The sequence below is a fragment of the Nitrospiraceae bacterium genome (assembly GCA_020632595.1).
Taxonomy (GTDB): Bacteria; Nitrospirota; Nitrospiria; order Nitrospirales; family UBA8639; genus Nitrospira_E.
Genome location: JACKFF010000001.1, coordinates 910130 through 933705 on the forward strand (window position 1 = coordinate 910130; position 23576 = coordinate 933705).

19 protein-coding genes are annotated in these 23576 nt (G+C 48.5%); 3 read left to right on the top strand and 16 right to left on the bottom strand.

Features of this window, described 5'->3' with window-relative positions:
• Positions 1-160 precede the first annotated feature (160 nt).
• Complete coding sequence (asnS, locus tag H6750_04200) at positions 161-1462, bottom strand: asparagine--tRNA ligase (protein MCB9773509.1); 1302 nt, start codon at positions 1460-1462, stop codon at positions 161-163.
• A 111-nt stretch (positions 1463-1573) separates the two neighbouring features.
• Between asnS and H6750_04205 the strand changes: the two genes are divergently transcribed.
• Positions 1574-1894: a rhodanese gene (locus H6750_04205; GenBank protein ID MCB9773510.1), complete on the top strand. Its 321-nt coding sequence runs from the start codon at positions 1574-1576 to the stop codon at positions 1892-1894.
• Between the two features lie 50 nt (positions 1895-1944).
• On the opposite strand, the gene H6750_04210 is transcribed toward H6750_04205, so the two are convergent.
• The 9 genes from H6750_04210 to H6750_04250 form a co-directional block, all read right to left on the bottom strand.
• On the bottom strand, positions 1945-2874 hold the full coding sequence (locus H6750_04210) for an NAD-dependent epimerase/dehydratase family protein (protein ID MCB9773511.1): 930 nt from the start codon (positions 2872-2874) through the stop codon (positions 1945-1947).
• A gap of 49 nt (positions 2875-2923) precedes the next feature.
• Positions 2924-3706 carry a TlyA family RNA methyltransferase gene (locus tag H6750_04215; GenBank protein ID MCB9773512.1) on the bottom strand — a complete coding sequence of 261 codons (783 nt, stop codon included), beginning with the start codon at positions 3704-3706 and terminating at the stop codon, positions 2924-2926.
• 65 nt (positions 3707-3771) lie between these two features.
• Positions 3772-4017, bottom strand: coding sequence for an exodeoxyribonuclease VII small subunit (xseB, locus tag H6750_04220; GenBank protein ID MCB9773513.1), 246 nt, complete (start codon positions 4015-4017; stop codon positions 3772-3774).
• Between the two features lie 110 nt (positions 4018-4127).
• Complete coding sequence (locus tag H6750_04225) at positions 4128-5450, bottom strand: exodeoxyribonuclease VII large subunit (GenBank protein MCB9773514.1); 1323 nt, start codon at positions 5448-5450, stop codon at positions 4128-4130.
• A gap of 30 nt (positions 5451-5480) precedes the next feature.
• Positions 5481-6260: a TIGR00282 family metallophosphoesterase gene (locus H6750_04230; GenBank protein ID MCB9773515.1), complete on the bottom strand. Its 780-nt coding sequence runs from the start codon at positions 6258-6260 to the stop codon at positions 5481-5483.
• Positions 6261-6280: 20 nt separating this feature from the next.
• Positions 6281-7843, bottom strand: a complete 1563-nt coding sequence (rny, locus tag H6750_04235; protein ID MCB9773516.1) for a ribonuclease Y — start codon at positions 7841-7843, stop codon at positions 6281-6283.
• 723 nt (positions 7844-8566) lie between these two features.
• On the bottom strand, positions 8567-8860 hold the full coding sequence (locus H6750_04240; protein MCB9773517.1) for a cell division protein ZapA: 294 nt from the start codon (positions 8858-8860) through the stop codon (positions 8567-8569).
• 16 nt (positions 8861-8876) lie between these two features.
• Positions 8877-9110, bottom strand: a complete 234-nt coding sequence (gene zapB, locus H6750_04245; GenBank protein ID MCB9773518.1) for a cell division protein ZapB — start codon at positions 9108-9110, stop codon at positions 8877-8879.
• A gap of 49 nt (positions 9111-9159) precedes the next feature.
• Entirely contained in the window at positions 9160-11235 is a 2076-nt protein-coding gene (locus H6750_04250) for a transglycosylase SLT domain-containing protein (GenBank protein ID MCB9773519.1), read from the bottom strand.
• A 124-nt stretch (positions 11236-11359) separates the two neighbouring features.
• On the opposite strand from H6750_04250, the gene H6750_04255 reads away from it, so the two are divergent.
• Positions 11360-11695: a hypothetical protein gene (locus H6750_04255; protein ID MCB9773520.1), complete on the top strand. Its 336-nt coding sequence runs from the start codon at positions 11360-11362 to the stop codon at positions 11693-11695.
• 63 nt (positions 11696-11758) lie between these two features.
• Here H6750_04255 and H6750_04260 read toward each other — a convergent pair whose 3' ends face one another.
• The 6 genes from H6750_04260 to H6750_04285 form a co-directional block, all read right to left on the bottom strand.
• Positions 11759-12607, bottom strand: coding sequence for an HDOD domain-containing protein (locus tag H6750_04260; protein ID MCB9773521.1), 849 nt, complete (start codon positions 12605-12607; stop codon positions 11759-11761).
• Positions 12608-12822: 215 nt separating this feature from the next.
• The gene (locus H6750_04265; GenBank protein MCB9773522.1) at positions 12823-14670 is read right to left on the bottom strand and encodes a PAS domain S-box protein; all 1848 of its coding nucleotides are present in this window, start codon (positions 14668-14670) and stop codon (positions 12823-12825) included.
• Positions 14671-14790: 120 nt separating this feature from the next.
• On the bottom strand, positions 14791-16254 hold the full coding sequence (locus H6750_04270) for a hypothetical protein (GenBank protein MCB9773523.1): 1464 nt from the start codon (positions 16252-16254) through the stop codon (positions 14791-14793).
• Positions 16251-17537 (bottom strand): hypothetical protein, encoded by a 1287-nt coding sequence (locus H6750_04275; protein ID MCB9773524.1) that lies wholly within the window; start codon positions 17535-17537, stop codon positions 16251-16253. The genes H6750_04270 and H6750_04275 overlap by 4 nt, the downstream gene beginning before the upstream one ends.
• Before the next feature lie 282 nt (positions 17538-17819).
• Complete coding sequence (locus tag H6750_04280; GenBank protein MCB9773525.1) at positions 17820-18383, bottom strand: response regulator; 564 nt, start codon at positions 18381-18383, stop codon at positions 17820-17822.
• Positions 18383-19168 (bottom strand): hypothetical protein, encoded by a 786-nt coding sequence (locus H6750_04285; protein MCB9773526.1) that lies wholly within the window; start codon positions 19166-19168, stop codon positions 18383-18385. Before H6750_04285 ends, H6750_04280 begins: the two co-directional genes overlap by 1 nt.
• A gap of 890 nt (positions 19169-20058) precedes the next feature.
• Between H6750_04285 and H6750_04290 the strand changes: the two genes are divergently transcribed.
• Complete coding sequence (locus H6750_04290; GenBank protein MCB9773527.1) at positions 20059-23481, top strand: MFS transporter; 3423 nt, start codon at positions 20059-20061, stop codon at positions 23479-23481.
• Positions 23482-23576: the final 95 nt, after the last annotated feature.

Here is a 23576-nt window from a genome sequence, read left to right on the forward strand (position 1 = left end):
AAATCATCCCACTTTCTCCCACACCTGGAAGTATACAACCCTCGCCTATGATGTCAAGCATTCAAAAAATGTTGCAAGAAAGGAGGAGCTAGGGAATAAGAAATTTAGGAACCATGGCCAAAATATTTGAGAAGCCCAAGGTCATTCTTTAAAAATATTTTTAAGGATACAACGTATAGAGCATCCTGGGGAATGGAATCGTTTCTCGAACATGATCCAATCCACAAATCCAGGCGACGACTCGCTCAATTCCCATACCAAAACCAGCATGAGGAACCGTGCCGTATCGTCGCAAATCCACATACCACTTAAATGCCTCCTCAGGAAGGCCGTGAGCTTTAATTTGCAACAGCAATTCACTTAAATCATGGATTCGTTGCCCCCCTCCAATGATTTCTCCATATCCCTCCGGCGCGAGCATATCCATACATAATGCCAAATCCGGCCTTTCTGGATCTTTCGCCATATAAAATGCTTTAGCCGCAGCCGGATACCGGTGAACAATCACCGGACGATCAAATTCCTGGGCTAAAAATGTTTCGTCATCGGCTCCGAAATCATCGCCGAATTGAATGGCGACCCCTTTTTGTTGAAGACGCGTCAGAGCCTCTTCATAAGTTATTCGTGGAAAGGGTTGAGCCATGGCTTCTAATTTAGAAATATCCCGCTCTAATATTTCCAACTCAGGTCGACGAGTTTCAACGACTCGCTGAATAACTGTTGAAACCAATTCCTCTGCCAGTTGCATGGCATCCGGTAGGTCGGCGAAGGCCATTTCCGGTTCAACCATCCAAAACTCCATCAAATGGCGCCTGGTTTTTGATTTTTCCGCTCGAAAGGTTGGACCAAAACAGTATATTTTCCCAAAAGCCGTTGCAGCCGCTTCTCCATATAATTGTCCGCTTTGAGCTAAATAGGCTACCTGGTCAAAATATTGGGTTTGAAATAAGGTCGTGGTGCCCTCGCAGGCGTTTGGGGTAAAAATCGGCGTGTCAATTAAGGTAAAGCCTCTATTATCAAAAAAATCACGACACGCCCGAATTATTTCATGGCGAACCCGTAAAATGGCATGCTGGCGTCGAGACCGCAACCAGAGATGCCGATACTCCATCAGAAAACCAACTCCATGGTCTTTGGGTTGGATAGGAAAGGGTTCTGCAATGTGAATTATTGCCAACGTGGAAACATCAAGTTCAAATCCACCTGGCGCTCGAGCATCCCTTCGAGGTTTTCCAGTCAGAATCACAGAAGACTCCTGGGTTAACTGACTACACAAAGAAAATTGGTCGTCACCAACCTCCCCTTTACTTAAAATAGCCTGGAGATCTCCTGTGCCATCACGCACCGTCAAAAAGCTCAATTTTCCGCTCGACCGTCTGTTGCGGATCCATCCCTTGATGGTAATGTCCTGCCCTTCAAACTGTGAAATCTGTTCAATCGAAACGATCGACTGTTCCGGCATGATGCTGCTCCCTCCCGCTCTCACAAAGAAAAAATTGACACCCTGAAAATTCAGCCGCTATGATCATTTGTCTATAAAGAGTACCTCAGAAGCGTAAGGAGGCTTTCAAATATGAGTTACACCATCACTGTCAGGGAATTAAAAGCTCGCATGGATAAAGGCGATAAAATTTTCTTGTTGGATGTCCGAGAACCCCACGAATACTCCCTGGCAAAGATAGAGGGATCAGTGCTGATACCTCTTGGGCAGGTTCCCCACTCCCTGAAACAATTGGACCCGAGCGCTGAGATTGTCGCGTATTGTCATAAAGGAATGCGGAGTGCGGATGCCGTAGGGTTTCTTTTGCAACAGGGTTTTTCCAACGTTAAAAACCTGATTGGAGGAATTGAAGCCTGGTCCATTGAGATCGATCAATCCGTTCCCAGGTACTAACAGATAGGCTATCAGGTGAAACCATTCTCCTCCTGCGGGCCACGGATAGGTTATTTTCCGGCTCCACGAAAAAAATCGACTGTCCGGGTAAGCCCTTCCTGCAATGTAACCTGAGGATCCCAGCCAAATACCTCTCTGAGTTTTGTCACATCCAACACACTCCGGAATTGCTCGCCTTTCTTTGCCGCTCCATACAGCTCTTTGCATTGGCACTTCGTTAAACTTTTAATAATTCCATAACATTCGTTGATAGTCGTCTCTTGACCAGTTCCCACATTAAAAATTCCCTGAACATCCTCTCCCAAGGTCACCAAAATCGCTTCCACAGCATCATCTACATAGATAAAATCTCTTGTCTGCTTCCCAGTTCCATTGACAATCGGTTGACCACCATCCAGCATTTGTTTTGAGAAAATAGCTACGACCCCTGCCTCCCCCTCAGAGTCCTGCCTGGGCCCGTAAACATTCGCAAAACGAAGCGCCACATACCGGAGTCCGGTTGCATTTGCGTAATAGGCTAGATATTTTTCTCCAGCCAGTTTACTGATTCCATAAGGAGAAAGAGGTTCTGTCCGGTGCGACTCTGATGCCGGAAATATTTCCTGTTCCCCGTAAACCACACCACCCGACGATGCAAATGTCACCTTTCGCACACCCTGCCTCACGGCATGTTCTAAAACATTGATCGTCCCTAAAATATTGACTTGCGCATCAAATCCCGGATCATCCGTGGAATGGCGAACACTCATTTGCGCGGCCAGATGGACGACAATAAGGGGACGCTCATTTCGGAATACCCGTTCAATCCGCTTACTCTGAATATCCATTTTATAAAATTGGGCCTTTTTATTGATATTCTTTCGTTTCCCTGTAGAGAGATTATCAACAACAATGACTTCATTGCCTTCCTGAATTAACCGGTCAACCAGATGTGAACCAATGAATCCAGCTCCCCCGGTCACCAGAATTTTTGTAGACATGCCCGGCTTTCTCCTTTTACCTGATTGGAAAACTAATTGGTTTGCTCATTCAATACTTATCTTCCCGTTTCTTCATTCCCACCAACATCTCTTTATTTCCTTTTTTCCCCAACAGGATCGAATCCATGACACCAATGACGTCGAGACGAAGGGTTCGGACATAATCGACAAAACCGTCCCTCACCTGCTCACGCAATCGTTCATCACGGACAATGCCTCCTTTTCCGACTTGTCCTTTCCCAACTTCAAATTGCGGTTTGACCAAAGCGACGAGACACGCCTGATCACGCAAGACAGGCAAAATCACAGGCAATACCAAACGTAGGGAAATAAACGAAACATCGATTACCGCCAAATCAACCGGCTCAGGAATATCTCGGGGGCACAGATGGCGGATATTGCAACGGTCCATGACCACAACACGAGGATCCGTTCTCAGCTTCCAATCTAACTGCCCATACCCTACGTCAATGGCATAGACTCGATTGGCGCCACGTTGCAGCACACAATCTGTGAACCCCCCGGTGGAGGCACCTACATCCATCACCACACAGCCTGAACAGGAAATAAAAAATGCATCTAAAGCAGGTGCCAGCTTTTCACCGGCTCGGCTGGCATAGGCAGACTCCGGCTTCGTCACTTCCAGCGAAACAGTTGTCGCAACCAGCTTTCCTGGCTTATCAATCAGGACCCCATCGACTTTCACCCGACCGGCAAGAATAAGTCGGCAGGCCTGCTCTCTGCTTGCGACCAGTTCCTGAGTCAGGACAAGGGAATCCAGTCGTTCTTTTGATGGTCTCCGGGATGGAGCCGATGGCTGACCAGCCTTCATTTGTTCATGCCCACGAAGCAGACAGTGCGCAGGTCACCGATTGAGAGAGATGGTTGGGAGGTAATTTAGGATTCTGGTAAATTGGAATCCTCAACTGAAAAAGCCTGTATACGCTTTCTTCCATCCTTGTCTTGCACAAGGATCTCCACTTTGCGTTCTGCATCATCCAGCATTTTCAAGCAGGTTTTTGAGAGCTTGACTCCTTCCTCGAAAATCCTCAGGGATTCATCCAATGAAAGCTCCCCGCGCTCCAACTCAGCCACAATAGTTTCCAAGCGGGACAGTGCTTTTTCAAATTTCAGAACAGCCATAAATTCGTCCGAAAATAATCGGGGGTTCAGCTCTCTCGTAACATGGGTTCACGATCTCTTGAGATGACTGTATTATAGCTATGGCGGAACATCAAGCAAAAGGGAATTTCTTAGGTTAAAGGATGGGTACGCTGTACCAGACAAATCAATTCGCCTTCATGAAGTCTGGCGCGTACAGACTCTCCTACAGACACTTCGGTTGATTGCTTCACCACTTTTCCGTTTTGCAACTTGTGAACAATGCTATACCCCCGCGCTAAGACCGCAAGAGGACTTAATTGATTCAGCTGAGACATCCACAGCTCTGTTTGATGTCGTTTATCAAGAATGCACCCCGACATACCCCGTGCAAGCCGAACCCCTCGGTCAACCAAAGCCATTTGCTGCCGGTGAATGTCTATCAGGGGATTCCTCTCCCACATCGAGGACTGATGCTTCAGCAATTGCACCTGCAGATTTCGGCACCAGTGCTTCATTTTTACATAGAGTTGTCGCTCTAACTCATCCACCTGTTGTACGAATTGTCCTAGCACGAGTCTAGGCTCAGGCAGTCCTCCGGTCAATTCCTGAACTTGTCCTCTCCACGCGACACATAAACTCCTTATGCACCGTTCCAATCGTACTCGTTGATGCCCAAGATGATGCCTCACTGTTGAGCAATCCGGAACCACCAACTCTGCCGCAGCAGAGGGAGTGGGAGCCCGATAATCAGCGGCCAAATCTGCCAGCGTCAGATCGGTTTCATGGCCAACAGCGGACACCACCGGAATCCTGGAAGAGGCGATAGCCCTCACCACAATTTCTTCGTTAAATGCCCAGAGGTCTTCCAACGATCCTCCACCGCGCCCGACAATTAACACATCCAATTTGCCCAATTGATTGAGCACCCCAATAGCCTTAGCGATGCGTCCGGCAGCTTCATCTCCTTGCACAGGAACAGGAGCAATCAGAACCTGTGCAAAAGGCCAACGTCGATGAATGATGGTGAGAAGATCATGGATTGCAGCACCGGAGGGCGACGTCACCAGACCAATCCGATGCGGATACAGAGGAAGCAGCCTTTTTCTCGAAGCTTCAAACAATCCTTCGGCTTCCAACTTTGCCTTCAGTTGAATAAAGGCTAATTGCAGCGCACCAATGCCCTTGGGCTCAACCACTTCTAAGAGTAATTGATAGTCTCCACGGGGTTCATACACTGAAAGCCGACCAAAAACAAAGACATCCAAACCTTCTTGAAGCGCAAATTTCAGCCGGTCGACCTGACTGCGAAAAAGTACAGCTCTGATCTGACTCGATTGGTCTTTCAGGGTAAAATACCGGTGCCCCGAAGAAGGGCAGCGAAGATTAGAAATTTCCCCTTCAACCCAGAGTGGAGGAAAATTTTGTTCGAACGTTGAACGAATCTGTCGGGTGAGAGCCGAGACGGTAAGCACTGAAGGGAAAATCCCTGACACGAAGATACGTTACTCAAACACACGAAGGCGCGTGATGTGAGTGGTTTTTCCAGTTGAGTAATTAAGATTTACTACTGCCGCACTTAAAACAGAAGGTCCTGTCGCCACTTCGAATCTTTTTGGAAGTTGGGTCAGAAATTTCTGAATCACCAAGTTTGGTTTCATCCCGATGACGGATTGAACAGGGCCGGTCATCCCGACATCGGTTAAATATCCTGTTCCCTGAGGTAAGATTTGTTCATCCGCGGTTTGAACATGCGTATGGGTTCCAAGGACGGCAGACACCTTGCCATCTAAAAAATATCCCATCGCCATTTTTTCTGAAGTGGTTTCCGCATGTATATCCACGAGTATACAGCGAGTCTGCGTCGTTAATAGAGCCAATTCGCGTTCCGCAACCCGAAAAGGACAGTCCACCATGGGCATAAATACTCGACCCATAAGTTGCAAAATCCCCAGGCGCTCCCCCTGAATGGTTTCTACAACACACGTGCCTTTCCCTGGTACTCCATCAGGATAATTTGCAGGACGGATCACGCGCTGCTCTTTTTGCAGATACTCTAAAGCTTCACGTTTATCCCAGGCATGATTGCCCAGAGTAATGACTGAAAGACCCAAATCAAACAAGTCTTCGGCCACTTCCTGTGTGATCCCAAACCCACCTGCCGCATTCTCTCCATTGCCAATAACCAGATCAATCTGATGCTCCTGAATAACCGTTGACAGATGCTTTAAGATCACCCGACGGCCAGGCTCTCCCATGATATCTCCGATAAACAGTACGTTCATGATCTCCTTTGCTCACAGAGCTATTTGGCAAACTCGATAAAGCGATTTTCTCGAATGACGGTCACCTTAATCTGCCCAGGGTAGGTCAGTTCTTGTTCAATCTTTTTGGCCAAATCCCGAGACAGAGCAAAACTTTCACTGTCGTTCAATTCTCCTTGACGAATTATTACCCGAATTTCACGCCCAGCCTGGATTGCATAGGCTTTATCAACCCCCGTAAACCCCGTAGCTAACGATTCCAGCTTTTCCAATCGCTTGACATACGCTTCGAGGGTTTCGCGTCTGGCACCTGGGCGGGCGGCCGAGAGAGCTTCCGCAGCAGCCACTAATACCGATTCGGGGCACAGCGGCTCAACTTGTTCATGATGGGCAGCAATGGCATTCACAATGAGCTCCGACTCTCCATACTTCTTTGCCAATTCCGCCCCGAGCATCGCATGTGTCCCCTCCTCTTCATGACTAACCACTTTTCCTATATCATGCAAGAGGGCTCCTCGCTTTGCCAATTTCACATCTAACCCCAGCTCTGCGGCCATAATCCCACAGATATATGACGCTTCCCTGGCATGATATAAATTATTCTGGCCATAACTGGTTCGATATTTCAGACGACCCAATAATTTGACAATTTCAGGGTGAAAATCTGAAAGCCCGACTTCAAAGATGACTTTTTCAGCATCGTCTCTCATTAACTTATCTAAGTCACCTTTGACCTTTTCTACGACTTCCTCAATCCGAGTCGGGTGAATACGCCCATCCTGCATAAGGCGTTCAAGCGCAATTTTCGCGACCTCCCTTCGAAGGGGATCGAATCCGGACACGATCACTGCCTCCGGGGTCTCGTCAATAATAAGATCAACGCCGGTTGCAGCCTCCAAAGCTCGAATATTTCTTCCCTCTCGACCAATAATCCTTCCCTTCATGCTATCATTCGCGAGAGGAACCACTGAAATCGTAGCCTCGTTGACGTAATCTCTTGTGATCCGCTGTATCGACCGGGTCACAATTTCTCTAGCCTCTCGTTCAGCGGTTTCTTTAGCCTCATCCAAAATTCTTTTTGTTAACAATGCCGCATCCATTCGTGCTTCACTTTCAATTTCACCTAATAACTGGCGCTTGGCTTCTTCTGCGGTAATTCCTGCCACCTGCTCAAGGGCAAGCCGATGCTCCTTAATGGCTTGGTCGCACGCAGCGGCTTTATTGATTAGAGCTTCTTCCATCTCCTTAAGGGTACGCTCTTTTCGTCGCATCTCCTCATCACGTTTTTCAAATTGGTTGATCTTACGCTCGAGGGCCTCTTCTCGCTGGATGATTTTTCGATCCGCGGCTTGAATCTCATTCCTCTTTTCCTTTTCTTTTGTTTCAAGTTCAGCCTTGGCTTGAAACAGCAGATCTTTCACTTCGATTTTTGCTTCTTTGACTAGATTTTCGGCCTCTCGTTGAGCATTTTGGGTGACCTGTTGAGCTTGCTCTTCAGCTGCTGACCGACGCTTCAAGTCTCTCTGTTGCTGATACACCTTTGATAACACAAATCCAAGAAATAGCCCGACCACCACTGCAAGTATGGGAATTACCGTGTCCATAGGTTAGCTCCTATTCGTTTTCTCATGTCACAATCACGAGAAAGATTTATTTTCCCCATTTAGACGGAAACAAACACGCAAAACTACAGGGGAAAACCAGAAAAGGAAGGAAAACAAAAACTGGAGAAAAGCCTACCTGCCTGTCAAATAGTACGGAAGGCCCATATTTTTTGGGGACGAGGAGGAGGAGAGATAGGGCAAATCTCTAAGCCAAAAGGGCCCATAACAGCACGCAAAGGACTCACCAAATAAATCCAGTCTTCATAGATACTGCTTGAATTGGAAGAACATGGATACAACACAGGCCAGAAATTTAAAATTTTTAGATCAAAAGGCGAGCCATTTGGATAGACATGAGCAAATTGCTTAGTAAAGAACGATTTCCACGAATTCAACCTGCCCTTAAATAAAATTTCCCTACCTCGTACAATCCCATCATACAAAAAACCCACAATGACTATGAAAATACTTGTCATAGTGGGCCTCCAGTTCAATTCCCTCCACAAGAGGGATATTCCTTTCTTTCTTTGAAATTCAATAACTTATGAAAAGTAAAATATCAGAAGACGATGAGGAATTTCAATAATAAGCCAATGTGCCAGTTGAATGATGGGAATAGACCGACCACATTCCCAAAACGAATGGAACGAAGCACTTTAACCAATTGATTTCAAAGGTAATACCAAATTAATGCTGGACGAGAGGAAATGAAGGAGAGAATGGTTACTGGGGGTTGGCAGCAAGATGTTTTTCTATCGTTTCCAGTATGACTTGAGTCCGTCGCTCAATTTCAGCTTCTCCAAACTGCCGGTGTCTCTCCTGTCGGAAGAGCTGATCCGTAATGTTAATTGCGGCCAAAATAGCCAGCTTTGTGGGTGTGCTTGTTCGTGTTTTTTGGGCGAGGTTACGCATTTGCGCATCAACATACCCGGCCAACTCATGAAAATACGCCTCATCTCCCTCTCCCTGGAGAGAGATTCGATGACCAAAGATTTCGACTTCAATGGTCCTCGTCATTCTCAAGTCCTGTAGGTTAATCGTTTGAACGGTCTAAGAATTCAAGCTCGCCTAGCACTTTTTCAATTCTGGATCGAATTGTGCTTCGCTCCTCTTCCCATCCTTCAGACATTTCTTCGTGTTTGGCCAGCCGTTCCCGAGTCGATTCCAACTCCTGTTCAAGATGTGATTTATCCTGCCGTAGTTCAATAACAAGATCAAGTAATTTTTTAACTCGAACCTCCAACGTTTCCAATTTCTCTACGCTCACGTCCACGCCTCCTTATTCGCAAGGTCAAACGAGGCGGACTATAATTCGTTCAACAAAACCTGTCAAGAGAAACACCCCGGCAGACATCCCCAAACAATGTCCGATAAATTCGATAACTTCCGAGTACGCGTTTCACATATCCACGAGTCTCTCGATACCCAATCAGCTCGATAAATTCATCTGGATCTCGATGACCATTTTGCCCAATCCACCGTTTGACCGCCTGAGGTCCTGCGTTATACGCGGCTACGGCATAAATAATATTGCCCTGAAATTCATTCAGTAATTGCCCCAGGTAATACGCCCCTAATTGAATATTGCGATTTGGCTCATCCAGCCCCTTTCGATCAGAATCGGACTTCTGCAATCCTAATTGACGCCCAACTTTTTTGGCCGTCTCTGGCATAAGCTGCATCAGGCCAATCGCGCCAACCGGGGAGACAACACGAGCATTATATAGGCTTTCTTCTCGGATAAGCCCCGCGACTAAAAACGGATCCACATGCTTTGGGGCATACGATTGAATGACACTTTGGTAGCCCATGGGAAATGCTCCCAACCAGGCGGCAGACGAGGAATGGAGCTGTCCTTTCCTCAACGTTCCACCAAAATGACGAATAGATAATCGAATCCCGACGTCGTAGGCCCCAACTTCGCTTGCTAAGGTGACCAATTGAGGAAAGGCTTTGGGATCAGCTCCGAAGCGGGCAAAAGCCGCCTCAAGCTCTTGTTCTGCTTCCTTATACAAGCGCAGGGTTCGTAACTCTAGAGTTTTTTGATAATGGATATCCTGCTGCAGATGAGCTGGAGCCTCCACATTTATTATGTCTGTTGATGCCAACACCGCCCATTGTTTCGTCGTAAATTCTGTGGGACCGAGCCGAATCTCCGCCAATTGCCCGTAGTAAGTAAATGGGTAGTCCTGGCTTAAACTTTTTAGACGTTCTCGCGCGGGTTCCATTTGTCCGAGATGTTCCTGGGCACGGGCCAGCCAGTATAAAGCCTGTGAAGCCGCATGCAGAGAAGAATCGGTTTGAGGATTTCCAACTGCCTGGATAATCTCTTGAAACACCTCAATGGCTTCAAGGAATTGTTTCTGTTGATAATGAATCCACCCCACTCGCCAAAGCGCATCTAACCGCTGCGTCAGCGTATGCGCCACAGCCGCTGCCCGCTTATAGACCTTCCCTGCCTCTAGCCAACGCCCATGATCTTCCAACCAAATTCCGTAAAATGTGAGAAGCAATGATTGCTGATCACCTGTTACTTTTTCAATCGACAGGGTTCCGACAAGAGCCTCCAATTCTGGCCCTTTCCCCTGACGCAAGTAAACTCTTCCCAACCACACCCAGGCATCATCTCTTCTGGAGGAGGAGGAACGTGAAAGTAAGGTTAGTATCGCTTCTGCCTGGTCATACCGTTTCAAACGAACTAAGGCCATGGCCAACGTGTATTGAACCTGAAGAAGCTGAGGAGTGGGAGGGGATAGAGACGTAATATGTTGAAATTCCTGAACGGCTTCTTCCAATGCCCCACCATTATACAATGCCATGCTACGCTTAAATCGCTCTTCTGGGGAAGGTAGAAACAAGGAACCCACTTCCCGGCGCAGCCACGACTCGGCCTGAACTCGCTCTGGAGCTAAGGGGAACTTCCACCATAATTCACGGAAAATCTCAATGGCCTTTTCCCGTTCTCCCATCTGAGCCGAACATAGACCCATTTGAAAGAAGGCATTTGGGGATTGGGGATGGTCAGATTTTATACTGAGAGCCTGAGCCCACATCGAGAGAGCGGATTCGCAATCCCCCAATTTTGCCAAAACACCCCCCCCCGCATAGAGTGCGTCAGCTCGAAGCAAAGAATCGGGAAAATGCTCATTAAACTGTTGAAATGCCTCTGCTGCTTCCTTCCCCAAACCAGCATGGGAGTATGCCTGCCCCATCCAAAAGGTGAGATAATCCCCTAGAATAGGGAAATCTCGAAGAGAGGCTTGCAACAGAGGAATGGCCTCAAGAGGGGAGGATTCCTTGAGCCAATATCCATAACGAACCCGAGCATGTTTGACCAAAGCGGAATTACCATTGGCTGCCACAAATTCATTGAAAAACTTGGCATGATCCAAACGAGCTCCAGAACCAGTTCCGGAAGATTCTAGTTGTTCAAGAAATTTCGCAACACATCCTTCAGGATTTTGACACGGGGCAGAAGGAGGGTCCAAGGAGACGACGGTCTGAGGAAGGAAAAGGATGCATCCTCCCACGATCACTCCGCCAATCACAGATATCGACAAAACCTTCATGACTCTTCTCAATATCATTATCTACCAGCTTACCCAGTATTCGTCATCCATACAATCACCGGAATGCCAGAAAATTTCAATCAGAACAGTGATCAATCGGGTCGTCTGGGAAACTGACCTTCCCCCTCAATTCGATAACACCGAAGCACACTCTTCAGACCAATCCTACACCCTCTTGTTGGCAATGGGAACCCAAAGCATTCCAGAAGTTTTGACCGGACTAGAGAAAGAAGAAGAGATTACGAGCCAAATGCTAAAGGCGGTTAATGATCAATCCCTGTGAAAACATGGAAAGGGCATTGGGGTCATGCGAACCGTAGGACAATGTATTGAGCAATACCTGGAGTCAATGAATCGCCATTTGCGGAATGCTTGGCATCCAACTTTGCCAAATCGGAAGGTCATCCCACAGACCTAAACGGGTTAAATATGCTTCTCCTTCTCCCCCAATGACTCCATCCCCATCCTGACCGATCCCTCCTCCCTCAACAAAATTTCCGGCATACACCGCCGTCAAAGGGCCAAAGGTCCCATGGGGAGCGTTCCATGGATCATCATGGAAGGCCGCAATCGCCAGTAGCACATCATCTATACCCCATCGCGCCAGAAAAGTGGCTCCAATTTCTCCGTGAGTATACCCTAAGACCCGCCTTTCCAGCACCGCCAAGCTCCCTCCTCGGCATTGAGATATATCTACAACCGCCCTAAATACCCCTGGCTGCTGAGTGCAAAACACAAGCATGCCAATATCATGGAGCACCCCTCCCACAAACGATTGCCATACCATCCGTGCATTCGATCCCAGATATAAGGCAATCCGTGCAGCCAGGTAACCTGTTCTGAGGCTATGCCGCCACAAGGCGGCGATACACGAAGACTCTACTGCGCATTCTTCGGACAACAGAAACACTTCGATCCCAAGGTTTAACGCACGCTCCAGATCAACCGGGATCACTCCCGCATTTCCCGCCACTGCCTGCACATGCCTTTCCACCTCAAGCTCAAGATAAGGTGACACCTGAGATGAAAGCTCCACAAATTTTGTGTCCTCTCCCATCAGCAACCGTGCTGAAAAAGATCCCGACCAGGGAGCCAGCGGCTTTCCACTATGAAACGAAGACACCCAATTTTTATGAGTCCTTTCTTCCTTCCCATTCCAGAAGTCATCATCGGCTTGATGCCCATATTCAATCACGTGTAATACTCCCGGAAACACAGAAAAACTGCAGAGGGCTGAAAGCTTCCTAGCACACCTTCAAAATTTTCTCGGCTTCACCAGACTGCCTCTTGAGGTAGAAATCCGCAAGACAATCCATGAAAAATGACAAACAAAAGAAAGAGGCAACAGAACAACACAACGATTATGAAGAGATGGTCAGCAAAAACGATTGAATTCGCCGGATGAAGAAGTTACAAATCGGGAAAATGAAAATTCCCTGGCAGGTCTAGAAAAAATGTGGCGCCTTGCCCCATGCCCTCACTTTGAGCGCGAAGTGCCCCTCCCATATTTTTTGCCATTAACGCACCGTGATGCAGACTCAAGCCCCGTCCTCGATATTTGGTGCTATACCCTTGTCCAAAAATTTTTGTAATGTCGTCCGGAGGAATCCCGCTGCCGGTATCCTGAATTTCCACGCATAGAGAATCCGGAGGGCCAATGACAAGCTTGATACGCACAACTAAATACCTCTGCGCAGCCGATTCCATTGCCTGACAGGCATTACAAATGACATCCACCAAAATCTGAAGGAGTTGATGCTTATCCACGATGAGCTGTGGCACCTCCTGAAACTCCTGAATCACCGCAACGTTGGCTTCCTGTAACATCTTTTGATTCACTGCGAGGGCCTCTGCTACCACCTCAGCTACACATACCTGCTCTGTCATCCCGTTGAGCTTAGCCAGATCCTGTTGGGCCGCAACACATTGCTGAGCATGCCCGGCCTTCTCCCTCAAGCGCTCCAGTTCCAACAATGCCACTCGCTGCTCTTCCTTCAATTGCCCCGATAATTTCTCCAAATAATGCGGTAGTTGTTTTCCCTTGGGATTTTGCGATAAGTACGTTCCAAGATCTTCACGATGCCTATCCAATAACTGTGAGATCCGACCTACATCTCCCACCATCGAATTTTTCAAAAGATCCGTGATGACCCCGATAGACACATTAATGCTATTTAACACATTGCCCACGTTATGCAGCACACCAGTCGCTACTTCAGCCATCCCCAACTGCCTTGAGGTTTCCATTAACTGCTCATGCAATTGCAGCTTCTCTTCTTCCATCCGTTTTCGTTCAGTGATATCCTGGGCCACACATACCAATCCCTGAAATTGCCCCTGCAAATCCTGCATCATCGAACCAGAGACCGAAATGGTAATTTTCTGTCCCTCATGAGTCAGGAAACTGGATTCCACCCCACTCACCGATCCATGAAGTAAGAGATTTTCGATGATGGCCCCCTGGGAAAATTCCTCACCAAAAATTAGGCCGGGCGACTGCCCAATGAGCTCATCCTCCTGATAACCTAAAAGATTTAGCAAAGAAGGATTCACCGCCCCAATAGTCATATCGGCATTAATAACTAATAGGGAATCGGCCATCGATCTAAGAATATTTTCAACATAATATCTGGAAGCCGCTAATTCGCCACGAGCAGACTCCAATGCCCCCGTCGCCTCTTCGCCATTATCGCCATCAATATCCAGGTAGGGGATAGAGGAACAAACGTTTTCATCAGAGTCGGTTGCCCGATCAAACCCAGGTTCCACCGATTCCAATACCGGCAGGCTCAAACAACAAGCTAATTGAAAGGCTTCTTCTCCAACAAATGGGATCCGAAGTATCGCCCATTGCTCGGGCCGACTCACAACCAGCCGATGGGGCCAAGATGCGCGATTGGAAGGGAGACAGAATATGCACCGTAAGGTCTGATCACATTTCCATAGCTCCTCAACCAAATCTCGCACAATTTCCCATTCCCCTGAACGACCCTCAATCACAACGAGAGCAAAAGGATTGTTCGCAGCTTGAGCCTCTGCGAACTTCGCTAAAACCTGAGGCCCCAATTCCACGCTGACAAGAGTGAACTGCGGTAAAGATGGCTGGGCTCCGGGCCTCGCAACACGCTTGTCACTTGATAAGGTCTCTACCGGCGGGGCATCCATAGACGGCACAGAGAACGCATCCCGGAACATTTCTTGGGTTTCGGGATAAGTCCCCACCAATAACACAGGGCGATGCGCAGGAGTCCGTGCCATAGATTACAATGAAATCAAAAAATTTCTCTCAAAAATCCACAAAACAGATGTCAGCAATCCTTGCTTTTCCCAATTGTCAAAACCCTGAGAGTCATCTGTGGAACTGGCCGTGAGCTCTTCTCATCGATGAATGGGGAGCGTGACTATGAAGGTAGACCCTTCTCCCAGCTTGGAACGAAGGGAGATGGATCCCCCGCACTGATCGACAATACGTTGACACACGGCTAAACCAATCCCTGTCCCTTCGAATTCCTCTTTCCGATGAAGTCGTTTAAACATTCCGAAAATATTCTCGAACTGTTCTGACGGAATGCCAATTCCCTGATCATGAATCTCGATTTGACAAAGCTTCCCATACTGGCCTGAACCTGTATGACGTCGATCCTGAATAATCGTTGCTGTGATACGAATGGCAGGTGGCACATCCGGCTGATGAAATTTCAAGGCATTGGCCAGCAAATTTTGTAACAATTGCCTGATTTGAAACGCATTTCCATAAATGGTGGGAAATTCCCCAAGTTGAACGATAGCCCGAGATTCTTCGATCAGGGCCCCGAGATCCGATATGACTTCCTCAACCAAATCGCGCAAGACAAGCTTCTCCTCTGCCATTGGCGAAAGCCCGACCCTGGAATACACCAACAGGCTCTGAATCAGCTGTTGCATACGACCAGCCGCGTTTTTAACGCGGTCAACATACCCTAGCCCCTGAGTGTTAAGGGCTGATCCATATTTCAGCCGTAAGAGATCAAGAAATACCTGGATGGAATGAAGCGGTTCCTGTAAATCATGGGCTGCAACCGACGCAAATTGCTCCAAGTCCCGATTTGACCGGGCCAATTCATCGGTTTTATGACGCAATATGACTTCGATCCGTTCCCGTTCACGAATTTCATTCAACGCATGGTCCCGAACAGCAAAAAGTTCGAGGGTGCGTTCTTCGACGTCTTGAATAGCTTGAGCCAACTGCGCCTCAACTGCTTGTCCCCTGAGCAAAGCCTGTTCCAAGCGACGATTGGTTTCTTCAAGGAGACCCGTGCGCGTCATGACGATCTGTTCGAGTTCCTGAACCCGCAACCGGGCCTGCTGAACCCAATGCCACTTCATTGTCAAAAACGCAGTCAGTTGCCACACCTCAATCGGATCAAAGGGCTTACGTAAAATTAACAATTGATCCCGTCGTCCTAATCGAGACAATACCTCTGACCAACCAAAATCAGTTTGGGCCGTACATAATACGACCTGTACCTCAGAATCCTCATTCCAAATTCGCTTAACCGTTTCAAACCCGTCCCAACCATTGGCCAATTGCACATTCAGGAACACCACCGCAAAGGGAGAACCCTGCGCCTTCGCGTGCGTGACCAGATCAAGGCCTGATTCCCTATTGTCCACACAATCGAGTTCGAAGGGTTCTTTTTCTTGATGCAGGAAGGAGTCATCAAACGGTTCATGCATGCTCTCCAACCACACACCGGAAATGAATCTTGTTGCAGGACACAGAATTTTCAGAAAATCCTGTAAAACATCCGGGCTCTCATCGATCACTAAGATCCGTCGATTAAGAGTACACACGGAATTCATGTCTGTCCTGCTCCTGCCTCAACCGGAAGGATCAGTGTCAAGGTTGCGCCGGCGCCAATTCCATCGCTATGGGCCCGCAACAATCCACCCATACGATGAATCTTGACCATCGAACTATGCAGACCAATTCCATTGCCATCGTGTTTGGTCGTAAAACCGCGAGTAAACAACCGGCCCAAGTGTTCAGGCGCAATCCCCATGCCCGTGTCTTGAATTGTGATGACAACGGAAAATCCATCCTCTGTTCGAACCTCGACCCGAATGGTGAGCTGGTGATCAACTCCGACCTGTAATTGCATCGCCTGTTTAGCATTTCGCAGCAGATTCACAAGAATTTGAAGAAGCTGATGCCGATCGGTTACCACAGCCGGCACAGACTGATAGTCCCTTTTGATTCTAATCCACTTCGCATCCCCAGGCTGGAAACTTAACTCCACCGCTTGGTCCAGAAGTTCCACCACAGAGAGAGCCTCACTGGTGCCCCGAGACTTCGACATCGTCTGATGTGAAATGATAATTTGTTTCACGTGATCAATATTGCGAACCAGACCTTCCAATTCTTTCAGCACGGTCTGTTGTTCTTCTATAAGGCTGCTCCCCAATTTCATAATCGCCGGTGGAATTCGTTTTCCTTTCGGATCCTGAGTGAGGAATAGTGCCAAATTCTCATCATGCCGCTTTAACAGCTCCGCAATGCGATGAACCAAAATCACCGAAGACTGATGAATCAACTCATGAACCACATTCACGGCCACATTGACGCTATTGAGCACATTCCCCACATTGTGCAACACGGTTGAGGCGATATCCGCCATCTCAATATTATAAAAGGCATCTTCTACCTGCTTGCGCAATTGCTCCCGTTCGATCAAGCCCCGACGTCGAACCAACCCCTCTTGAATGGCCCAGGGCATCGCGATACTCGCCAAATGTTCATTAACCAGCCAATCAATAGCCGGTTCGCTTATTCCCTCTCCATCGGAAATATCATCATTAATCAATCCTAAAATGAACGCATTGCCATAGATTTTCTTGATCTGGCAAGCAATCTCCTCCCCGATTCCCTTTACGCGACAGTCCAGGAGAATGAGATCAAATGGGTTGTCGGAGTCAAAACAGGAGGGATGCACGGAGGCATAATCAAGCCACGAGATCTGAAGCATGGAACCTTGAGAAGCCAACACCCTTTGACAGGATGGGGAAAGATCCCTTTCCTGAAGTCCCAGGATCCCCACTCGAAGAAGCGGAAATTCTGAAACCATCTGCCGATCAGATTCTGACATGCCGTGGACCATCACATAAAGAGGGATAAGGAGAGAAGATCAATCATGAAGGAGAAATACCTCATCCAAGAAAAAATTCAGCAGCCCACGGTGGACGACTGAAATTTTGCCTTGACCTTCCATGGTATTTCATTCACAGGAGCGGGTGAATTGATGCTTCCCTGACTTGCCGACGTATTGCGCACACTGAAAAAGAGGCCATCCCCTAATCCACAAATATCCTTCCATATAAGAGAATATTTCCGACGCACGAATCCACAGAATATGGGAGATGGCCTTACTTTAGTGAGCTTTGATTGTTTCCTCGGCCCGTTCTTCTGCCCATTTGGCTAATAATTCCAACTGCGACTTTGCTTGCCGCGATTCCGCCCAACGTTTGGTAAGGGAATTCGCCAACTGCCAAACTTCAATGTTATCAAAGGGCTTTCGCAAGATAAGGAGTTGGCCATTGTTATTCAATCGTTGAATGACATCTTCCCATGCATGATCCGAGAATGCCGTACAGATCACAATCTGCAAATCAGGATCTTCTTCCCAGAGATGCTCCACAGTCTCTACGCCATCCCAACCTGGAGGCATGCGCATATCCACAAAGGCAACCGCATACGGCCGTTCAGCCTTCATGGCATCTTGCACCATCCGATGTCCCATTTGCCCTTGGTCCGCAGTTTCAACTTCAAACTTTTCAACAATTGTTTGTTCTTCCACATCATCAAATAATTCGGCCCGAACCTCTTGGAGCAGCGAGGTGTCTAATGATCGCTCAAGAATTTTTCGAAAATCATCGTGGATGGCCACATTATCATCAATCACCAAAATACGCCGGTTGCCTTGTTCCTTCTCCATTACCGTTCTCCCTCCATGTGAATAACTGGCAAATCAAGGGTAAATATTGCTCCCTGCATTGGACCGTCACTCCACACCCGCAGCGATCCAGCAAGCTCTTTGGCCGCTATGGCACTGGCATGCAGATTCGGCAACAGGTCTGATTGCTCCCCCGGAGCCTGCGGGGAAAACACCCGCGTGAGACAATCCAAAGGGATTCCGCTTCCAGTATCAGCAACCTGCAAGCGGACAAACCCTTCGCGGTCCGGGCAGGGCAACACAGATAGAGTGAGGCGATGGGTCCGGTCGGTTATCTTCTGCATGCCATTGATGGCGTTCCGGATCAAATTCACCACAATGCGGAGGAGCCTGGATACCTCCAGAATACCTTCGCCAACCATTTGATACTCCCGACACACTTGGACCCCCATTCGATCCAATTCACCCTGATGAGGAGCCAAGGCCTCATCCATAATCGTTGCAAACTGAATGGTCTCTTTAAAGCCCCCGACCCGAAGGGGTACTTGCCCAACCGTCAACAGATATTCCAATTGTTCAAGGTGATAATTGAGCGTGGTCAATTCTGTGAGAGTGTCGAGGTGGTTCTGGGCCAATTCCTCACTCAACTCCCCCAAGAAATATGGAATCTTTTTCCCTTTGGGATCCTGAGTGAGGTACCTCCCATATTCATGGCTATGGGCCTCCAACATATCTGCAACCCGCCCTACATCTGCCACATGAAACTCCCGGAGCCGATGGGTAATGAGCCCGGCAGACACATGTATGCTATTCAAGACGTTTCGCATTTGATGGAAGATGGACTCCTCCACTGCTCCCATTGGTCTTCCCCAAACTCCTGATGATTTCGTCTGAGTCGTCATCGCGGCAATAGCCTTGGAGGTCCTTTTACCGAGATGGCGTATCAACTTATATTGTAAAATCGGTTGATTCTAAATTGTTTGCACGAATCCCGGTTATAAAAACGGAAGAGAACATACCAAAACATCTCAACCGAATCCTTGGCGCGGCATATGGGAATGAATCGGCAGTATAGGAAAGAACCTTAAGAGCCTTGGAAGCTTAACTCGCATGTTCCTGCGCATCCGGAGAAAAACCGGATTCTCAAGAGGTAACGGTTAGCCTTGGAAGAAAAAGGGCGCACGTTTCTAGTCTACGGCATTGCACTTCCAGAACGGAGGAGAACTTCCGAATCTTTAAAACGGAAGCCTCACTTCACAAGAGGTATCGATCGAAACTGCAAGAAGGTACTGGTGTGATTTCTTTGATAAGATGATGCGCACGAAGGTTCGAATCATGATTTCCCCAATTCACGACAAAGAATCAAAGGCATGGACCAAAAAATGATTGACTGGAAAGCATGGCTTCGACAAGATAACTCAAGTTAGTAATCTCGCTATCCTCAAAAATGACTTAACCCCTTTTGAATTTTCAGAACCGTCTCGACTTGTTTTTACTGGGGAATAATACAAACTATGCTAACCTTCAATCTTCTCGGTCTCAGGGTATACCCACCTTGGGGTCCTATTCAGGCTATCAACCAACAGTTAGTTTCGGTTTCGTTATGATACGTATTTGTTTAATATCTCCTTGAACTCAGGGATCAAAGAAAAAAAACCCATACCCACGCCTCGGAATCCCGGTGACTGAATCTTCCTCCGTCTCCCCACCACCTGCAGTGCAATCCGCAGCTCTCCGCGGACTGCTCGTTGCGCAATTTTTTGGAGCCTTTAATGATAATGCCTGGAAACTCATTGTCGCCCTCTTGGCTATTAAGCAAGTCGCCGCCTCAGTAGGTGCCTCTGGGCCGGATTTTGAAGCAGCCTCCCAGACGACTACCACGCAAGCCTTTGTCATCTTTACCCTTCCCCTGATGATAGTTTCGGCCTTTGCAGGAGTCTTTTCCGATCGGTTCAGTAAGCGAACCGTCATCGTCGTCATGAAAGCCGTAGAAGTCTTGTTGATGGGAGCCGGTACCGCTGCCCTTTTTTGGAATCCGCTGGGTGGAGTCCTCCCCCTCCTGGTACTAGCCGCAATGGGTGCTCAAAGTGCCATTTTTAGTCCCTCCAAATATGGGATTCTTCCTGAACTCCTGCCTCACCATCGCCTGTCATGGGGAAATGGTCAACTCGAGATGTGGACCTTCATCGCCATCATTGCAGGAACCGCACTGGCGGGTCCCTTGCTGGACCTTTCCGGCCAAACCCCCTGGCTAACCGGATTAGTGCTTATGGTGTGCTCCGGAATAGGTTTATGGGCTTCATTGTTTATTCCCACAGTCCCAAGGGCTCGACTTGAGGGTGGAGTTCGAGAAACCTGGAATGCCGCTATTGAAGCCATTCGATTAGATCGAGTCTTGAAATTGGGCATCATGGGGGCCATGGCATTTTGGACGTTGGCCAGTTTGGTTGGGCAAGATGTATTGATCTACGCAAAAGCCGTCCTTCAATTATCTGATTCTCTTTCAGGGCTACCCCTGGCAGCCTTCGGAATCGGAGTTGGCATTGGCTCCCTGTTGGTCGGAAAACTTTCAGCGGCCAAAGTGGAATTAGGCTACCTTCCCTTGGGAGGCACCGGGATAACCGCCAGTCTTTTCGCCTTAGGGTTTGGGGAGCCACAGTTAGGAGGAACCCTCCTGGCCATGGGGTGCCTAGGCCTCGCCAGCGGATTTGTGGTGGTTCCGCTCAACGCCCTCATTCAATGGCGATCCCCAGCTGATCGACGAGGCGCCGTGATTGCCTTTGCCAATACCCTGGTCTTTGGAGGAGTCATATTGGGATCTCTAGGATCAGGATTCCTGTCAAAGATCGGGCTTAGCGCCAGCAATATCTTTCTCGTATCTGGAATCGGGAGCGCGACTCTAACCATTTGGGCGCTTCGGGTTCTCCCCGAAATGTTTATTCGGTTGATGTTAGTCTTATTTACCCACACCATCTATCGACTCACCATCACAGGACGGGATCGCATTCCACAAGAAGGCGGGGCTCTTCTGGTGCCCAATCATGTCTCCTTCATTGACGGCCTTCTCCTACTTGCCACCACCGATCGCCCTATTCGATTTCTCGTCGACCAACATTATTATGACCATCGCGTGCTCCATCCATTTGCCAAAATCATGGGAGTCATTCCAATTTCCTCGAATGGATCTCCCAGAGAAATTTTACATGCGTTACGGCAAGCAGGACAGAGTCTCGATCGAGGCGAACTGGTCTGCATTTTTCCAGAAGGCCAAATTACCCGTACCGGCAACCTCTTACCCTTCCGATCGGGATTCACCCGTATCCTCAAAGGCCGGGATGTTCCCATTATTCCCATCAACCTTGACCGGGTCTGGGGGAGTATCTTCAGCTTCATCGGCGGACGTTTTTTAGCAAAGTGGCCTACTCGCTTCCCTTATCCCATTACGCTCTCTATCGGCGAACCCCTCCCCTCAACCACATCTGCCGAAGAGGTACGGCATGCCATTCAGGAATTAGGAGAAGTCGCGTGGCGCTTACGAAAACCCACCCGACCCCCTCTCCATCATAGTTTTGTATGGTCCATGCGCAAACACCCGCTTCGTGTCGTATTTGGTGATGCCACCAGACCTCGTGTGTCCTGCTTCCAGGCGCTAACAGGCGCCATTGCCTTGGGAAGAGCACTCAGAGCCCGCTGGAAAGGGCAACAGACGGTGGGAATCCTGCTGCCTCCAAGTGTAGGAGGAGCGCTTGCCAATGTGGCCGCAACTCTTTCTGGAAGAACCACCGTCAATTTGAATTACACGGTCGGCGTGGAAGGGTTGGAATCTGCGGCCAATCAAGCTGGGCTCATGACGGTTCTCACCAGTCGGGTCTTTTTAGAAAAAGCCAAATTGGAACTGCCTATTAACCTCACTCCCATCTGGATCGAGGAGATTCGAAACACGATTAAATTGCAGGTTCGGCTCACCGCGGCGCTGTTAGCGCTCTTCGCTCCAATTCGGATCTTGGAGCGTTTCTGTGGAGCCACCATACATCCTTCCATTGATGATATCGCCACAATCATTTTTAGTAGCGGGAGCACTGGAGAACCCAAAGGCGTCCTGCTGAGTCATTTCAACCTTGATTCAAACGTGGAAGGTATTGCCCAGGTCCTGCACCTGGACCACAACGACCGAGTTTTAGGTATATTGCCGTTTTTTCATTCTTTTGGATATCTGGCCACACTGTGGTTTCCGGTTATCCATGGAGCGAGCGTGATCTATCATCCTTCTCCATTGGATGCCGGGCCCATTGGAGACCTGATCCACCAGCATCGAATTACCATCCTGCTAACAACCCCGACCTTTCTACAGTTGTACCTTCGCCGCTGCACCCCGAATCAATTCGGTTCCCTGCGGATCGTCCTGACAGGCGCGGAAAAATTACCAGATCGGCTTCTGGTCGCATTCGAAGAACGATTTGGGGTTCGACCCATTGAGGGATACGGGGTCACAGAATGTGCGCCGGTGATTGCTCTTAACTGTCCGGATTTTCGGGCGGCGGGATTTTTCCAAACCGCCTCACGGCGAGGAACGGTCGGTCAGCCCCTTCCCGGCGTGTCCGTCAGAATTGTCGATCCTGATACCGAGAAACCATTGCCCGTCGGCACCCCTGGCATGCTGTTAGTCAAGGGACCCAACGTAATGGATGGATATTTAGGCCGTGAAGATTTAACCGCCAAGGTAATACGCCAGGGATGGTACATTACCGGAGATATTGCCGCACTCGATGAGGATGGATTTATCACGATTACCGATCGTCTATCTCGCTTTTCCAAAATCGGTGGCGAGATGGTTCCTCACGGACGAGTTGAAAAGGCCTTATTGGAAGCCGCAAACGCCGAAACCATGGTTCTGGCCGTCACCGCTGTGCCCGATGAACGAAAAGGAGAACAACTGGTGGTCCTTCACACCCTCGAAGAATCTGCCATCCCGGAGATCTTGGAAAAGGTCTCGGCTAGTGGATTACCCAATCTGTTCATTCCCAAACGGGACAATTTTATTAAAGTAGATCACCTCCCTGTATTGGGAACGGGAAAGTTGGACTTGCGCACCTTGAAACAAGTGGCACTGGGAAAATTGTCAAAAGCACAACTGCCTTAGTACCCGTCAGCGAGCAGGTCCCGCTCCCAATTGACTTCATCTTCGACTAACTCATGGGCACACAGAGGCTAAAAATTGACTGACCAAGAAGTACC

Excerpts from the sequence above, each read along its gene's own strand:
- asnS (MCB9773509.1), bottom strand. The coding sequence starts at position 1,462 with ATGCCGGAACAGTCGATCGTTTCGATTGAACAGATTTCACAGTTTGAA.
- H6750_04205 (MCB9773510.1), top strand. The coding sequence starts at position 1,574 with ATGAGTTACACCATCACTGTCAGGGAATTAAAAGCTCGCATGGATAAA.
- H6750_04210 (MCB9773511.1), bottom strand. The coding sequence starts at position 2,874 with ATGTCTACAAAAATTCTGGTGACCGGGGGAGCTGGATTCATTGGTTCA.
- H6750_04215 (MCB9773512.1), bottom strand. The coding sequence starts at position 3,706 with ATGAAGGCTGGTCAGCCATCGGCTCCATCCCGGAGACCATCAAAAGAA.
- xseB (MCB9773513.1), bottom strand. The coding sequence starts at position 4,017 with ATGGCTGTTCTGAAATTTGAAAAAGCACTGTCCCGCTTGGAAACTATT.
- H6750_04230 (MCB9773515.1), bottom strand. The coding sequence starts at position 6,260 with ATGAACGTACTGTTTATCGGAGATATCATGGGAGAGCCTGGCCGTCGG.
- rny (MCB9773516.1), bottom strand. The coding sequence starts at position 7,843 with ATGGACACGGTAATTCCCATACTTGCAGTGGTGGTCGGGCTATTTCTT.
- H6750_04240 (MCB9773517.1), bottom strand. The coding sequence starts at position 8,860 with ATGACGAGGACCATTGAAGTCGAAATCTTTGGTCATCGAATCTCTCTC.
- H6750_04255 (MCB9773520.1), top strand. The coding sequence starts at position 11,360 with ATGCATCCTCCCACGATCACTCCGCCAATCACAGATATCGACAAAACC.
- H6750_04265 (MCB9773522.1), bottom strand. The coding sequence starts at position 14,670 with ATGGCACGGACTCCTGCGCATCGCCCTGTGTTATTGGTGGGGACTTAT.
- H6750_04270 (MCB9773523.1), bottom strand. The coding sequence starts at position 16,254 with ATGAATTCCGTGTGTACTCTTAATCGACGGATCTTAGTGATCGATGAG.
- H6750_04275 (MCB9773524.1), bottom strand. The coding sequence starts at position 17,537 with ATGTCAGAATCTGATCGGCAGATGGTTTCAGAATTTCCGCTTCTTCGA.
- H6750_04280 (MCB9773525.1), bottom strand. The coding sequence starts at position 18,383 with ATGGAGAAGGAACAAGGCAACCGGCGTATTTTGGTGATTGATGATAAT.
- H6750_04285 (MCB9773526.1), bottom strand. The coding sequence starts at position 19,168 with ATGCGAAACGTCTTGAATAGCATACATGTGTCTGCCGGGCTCATTACC.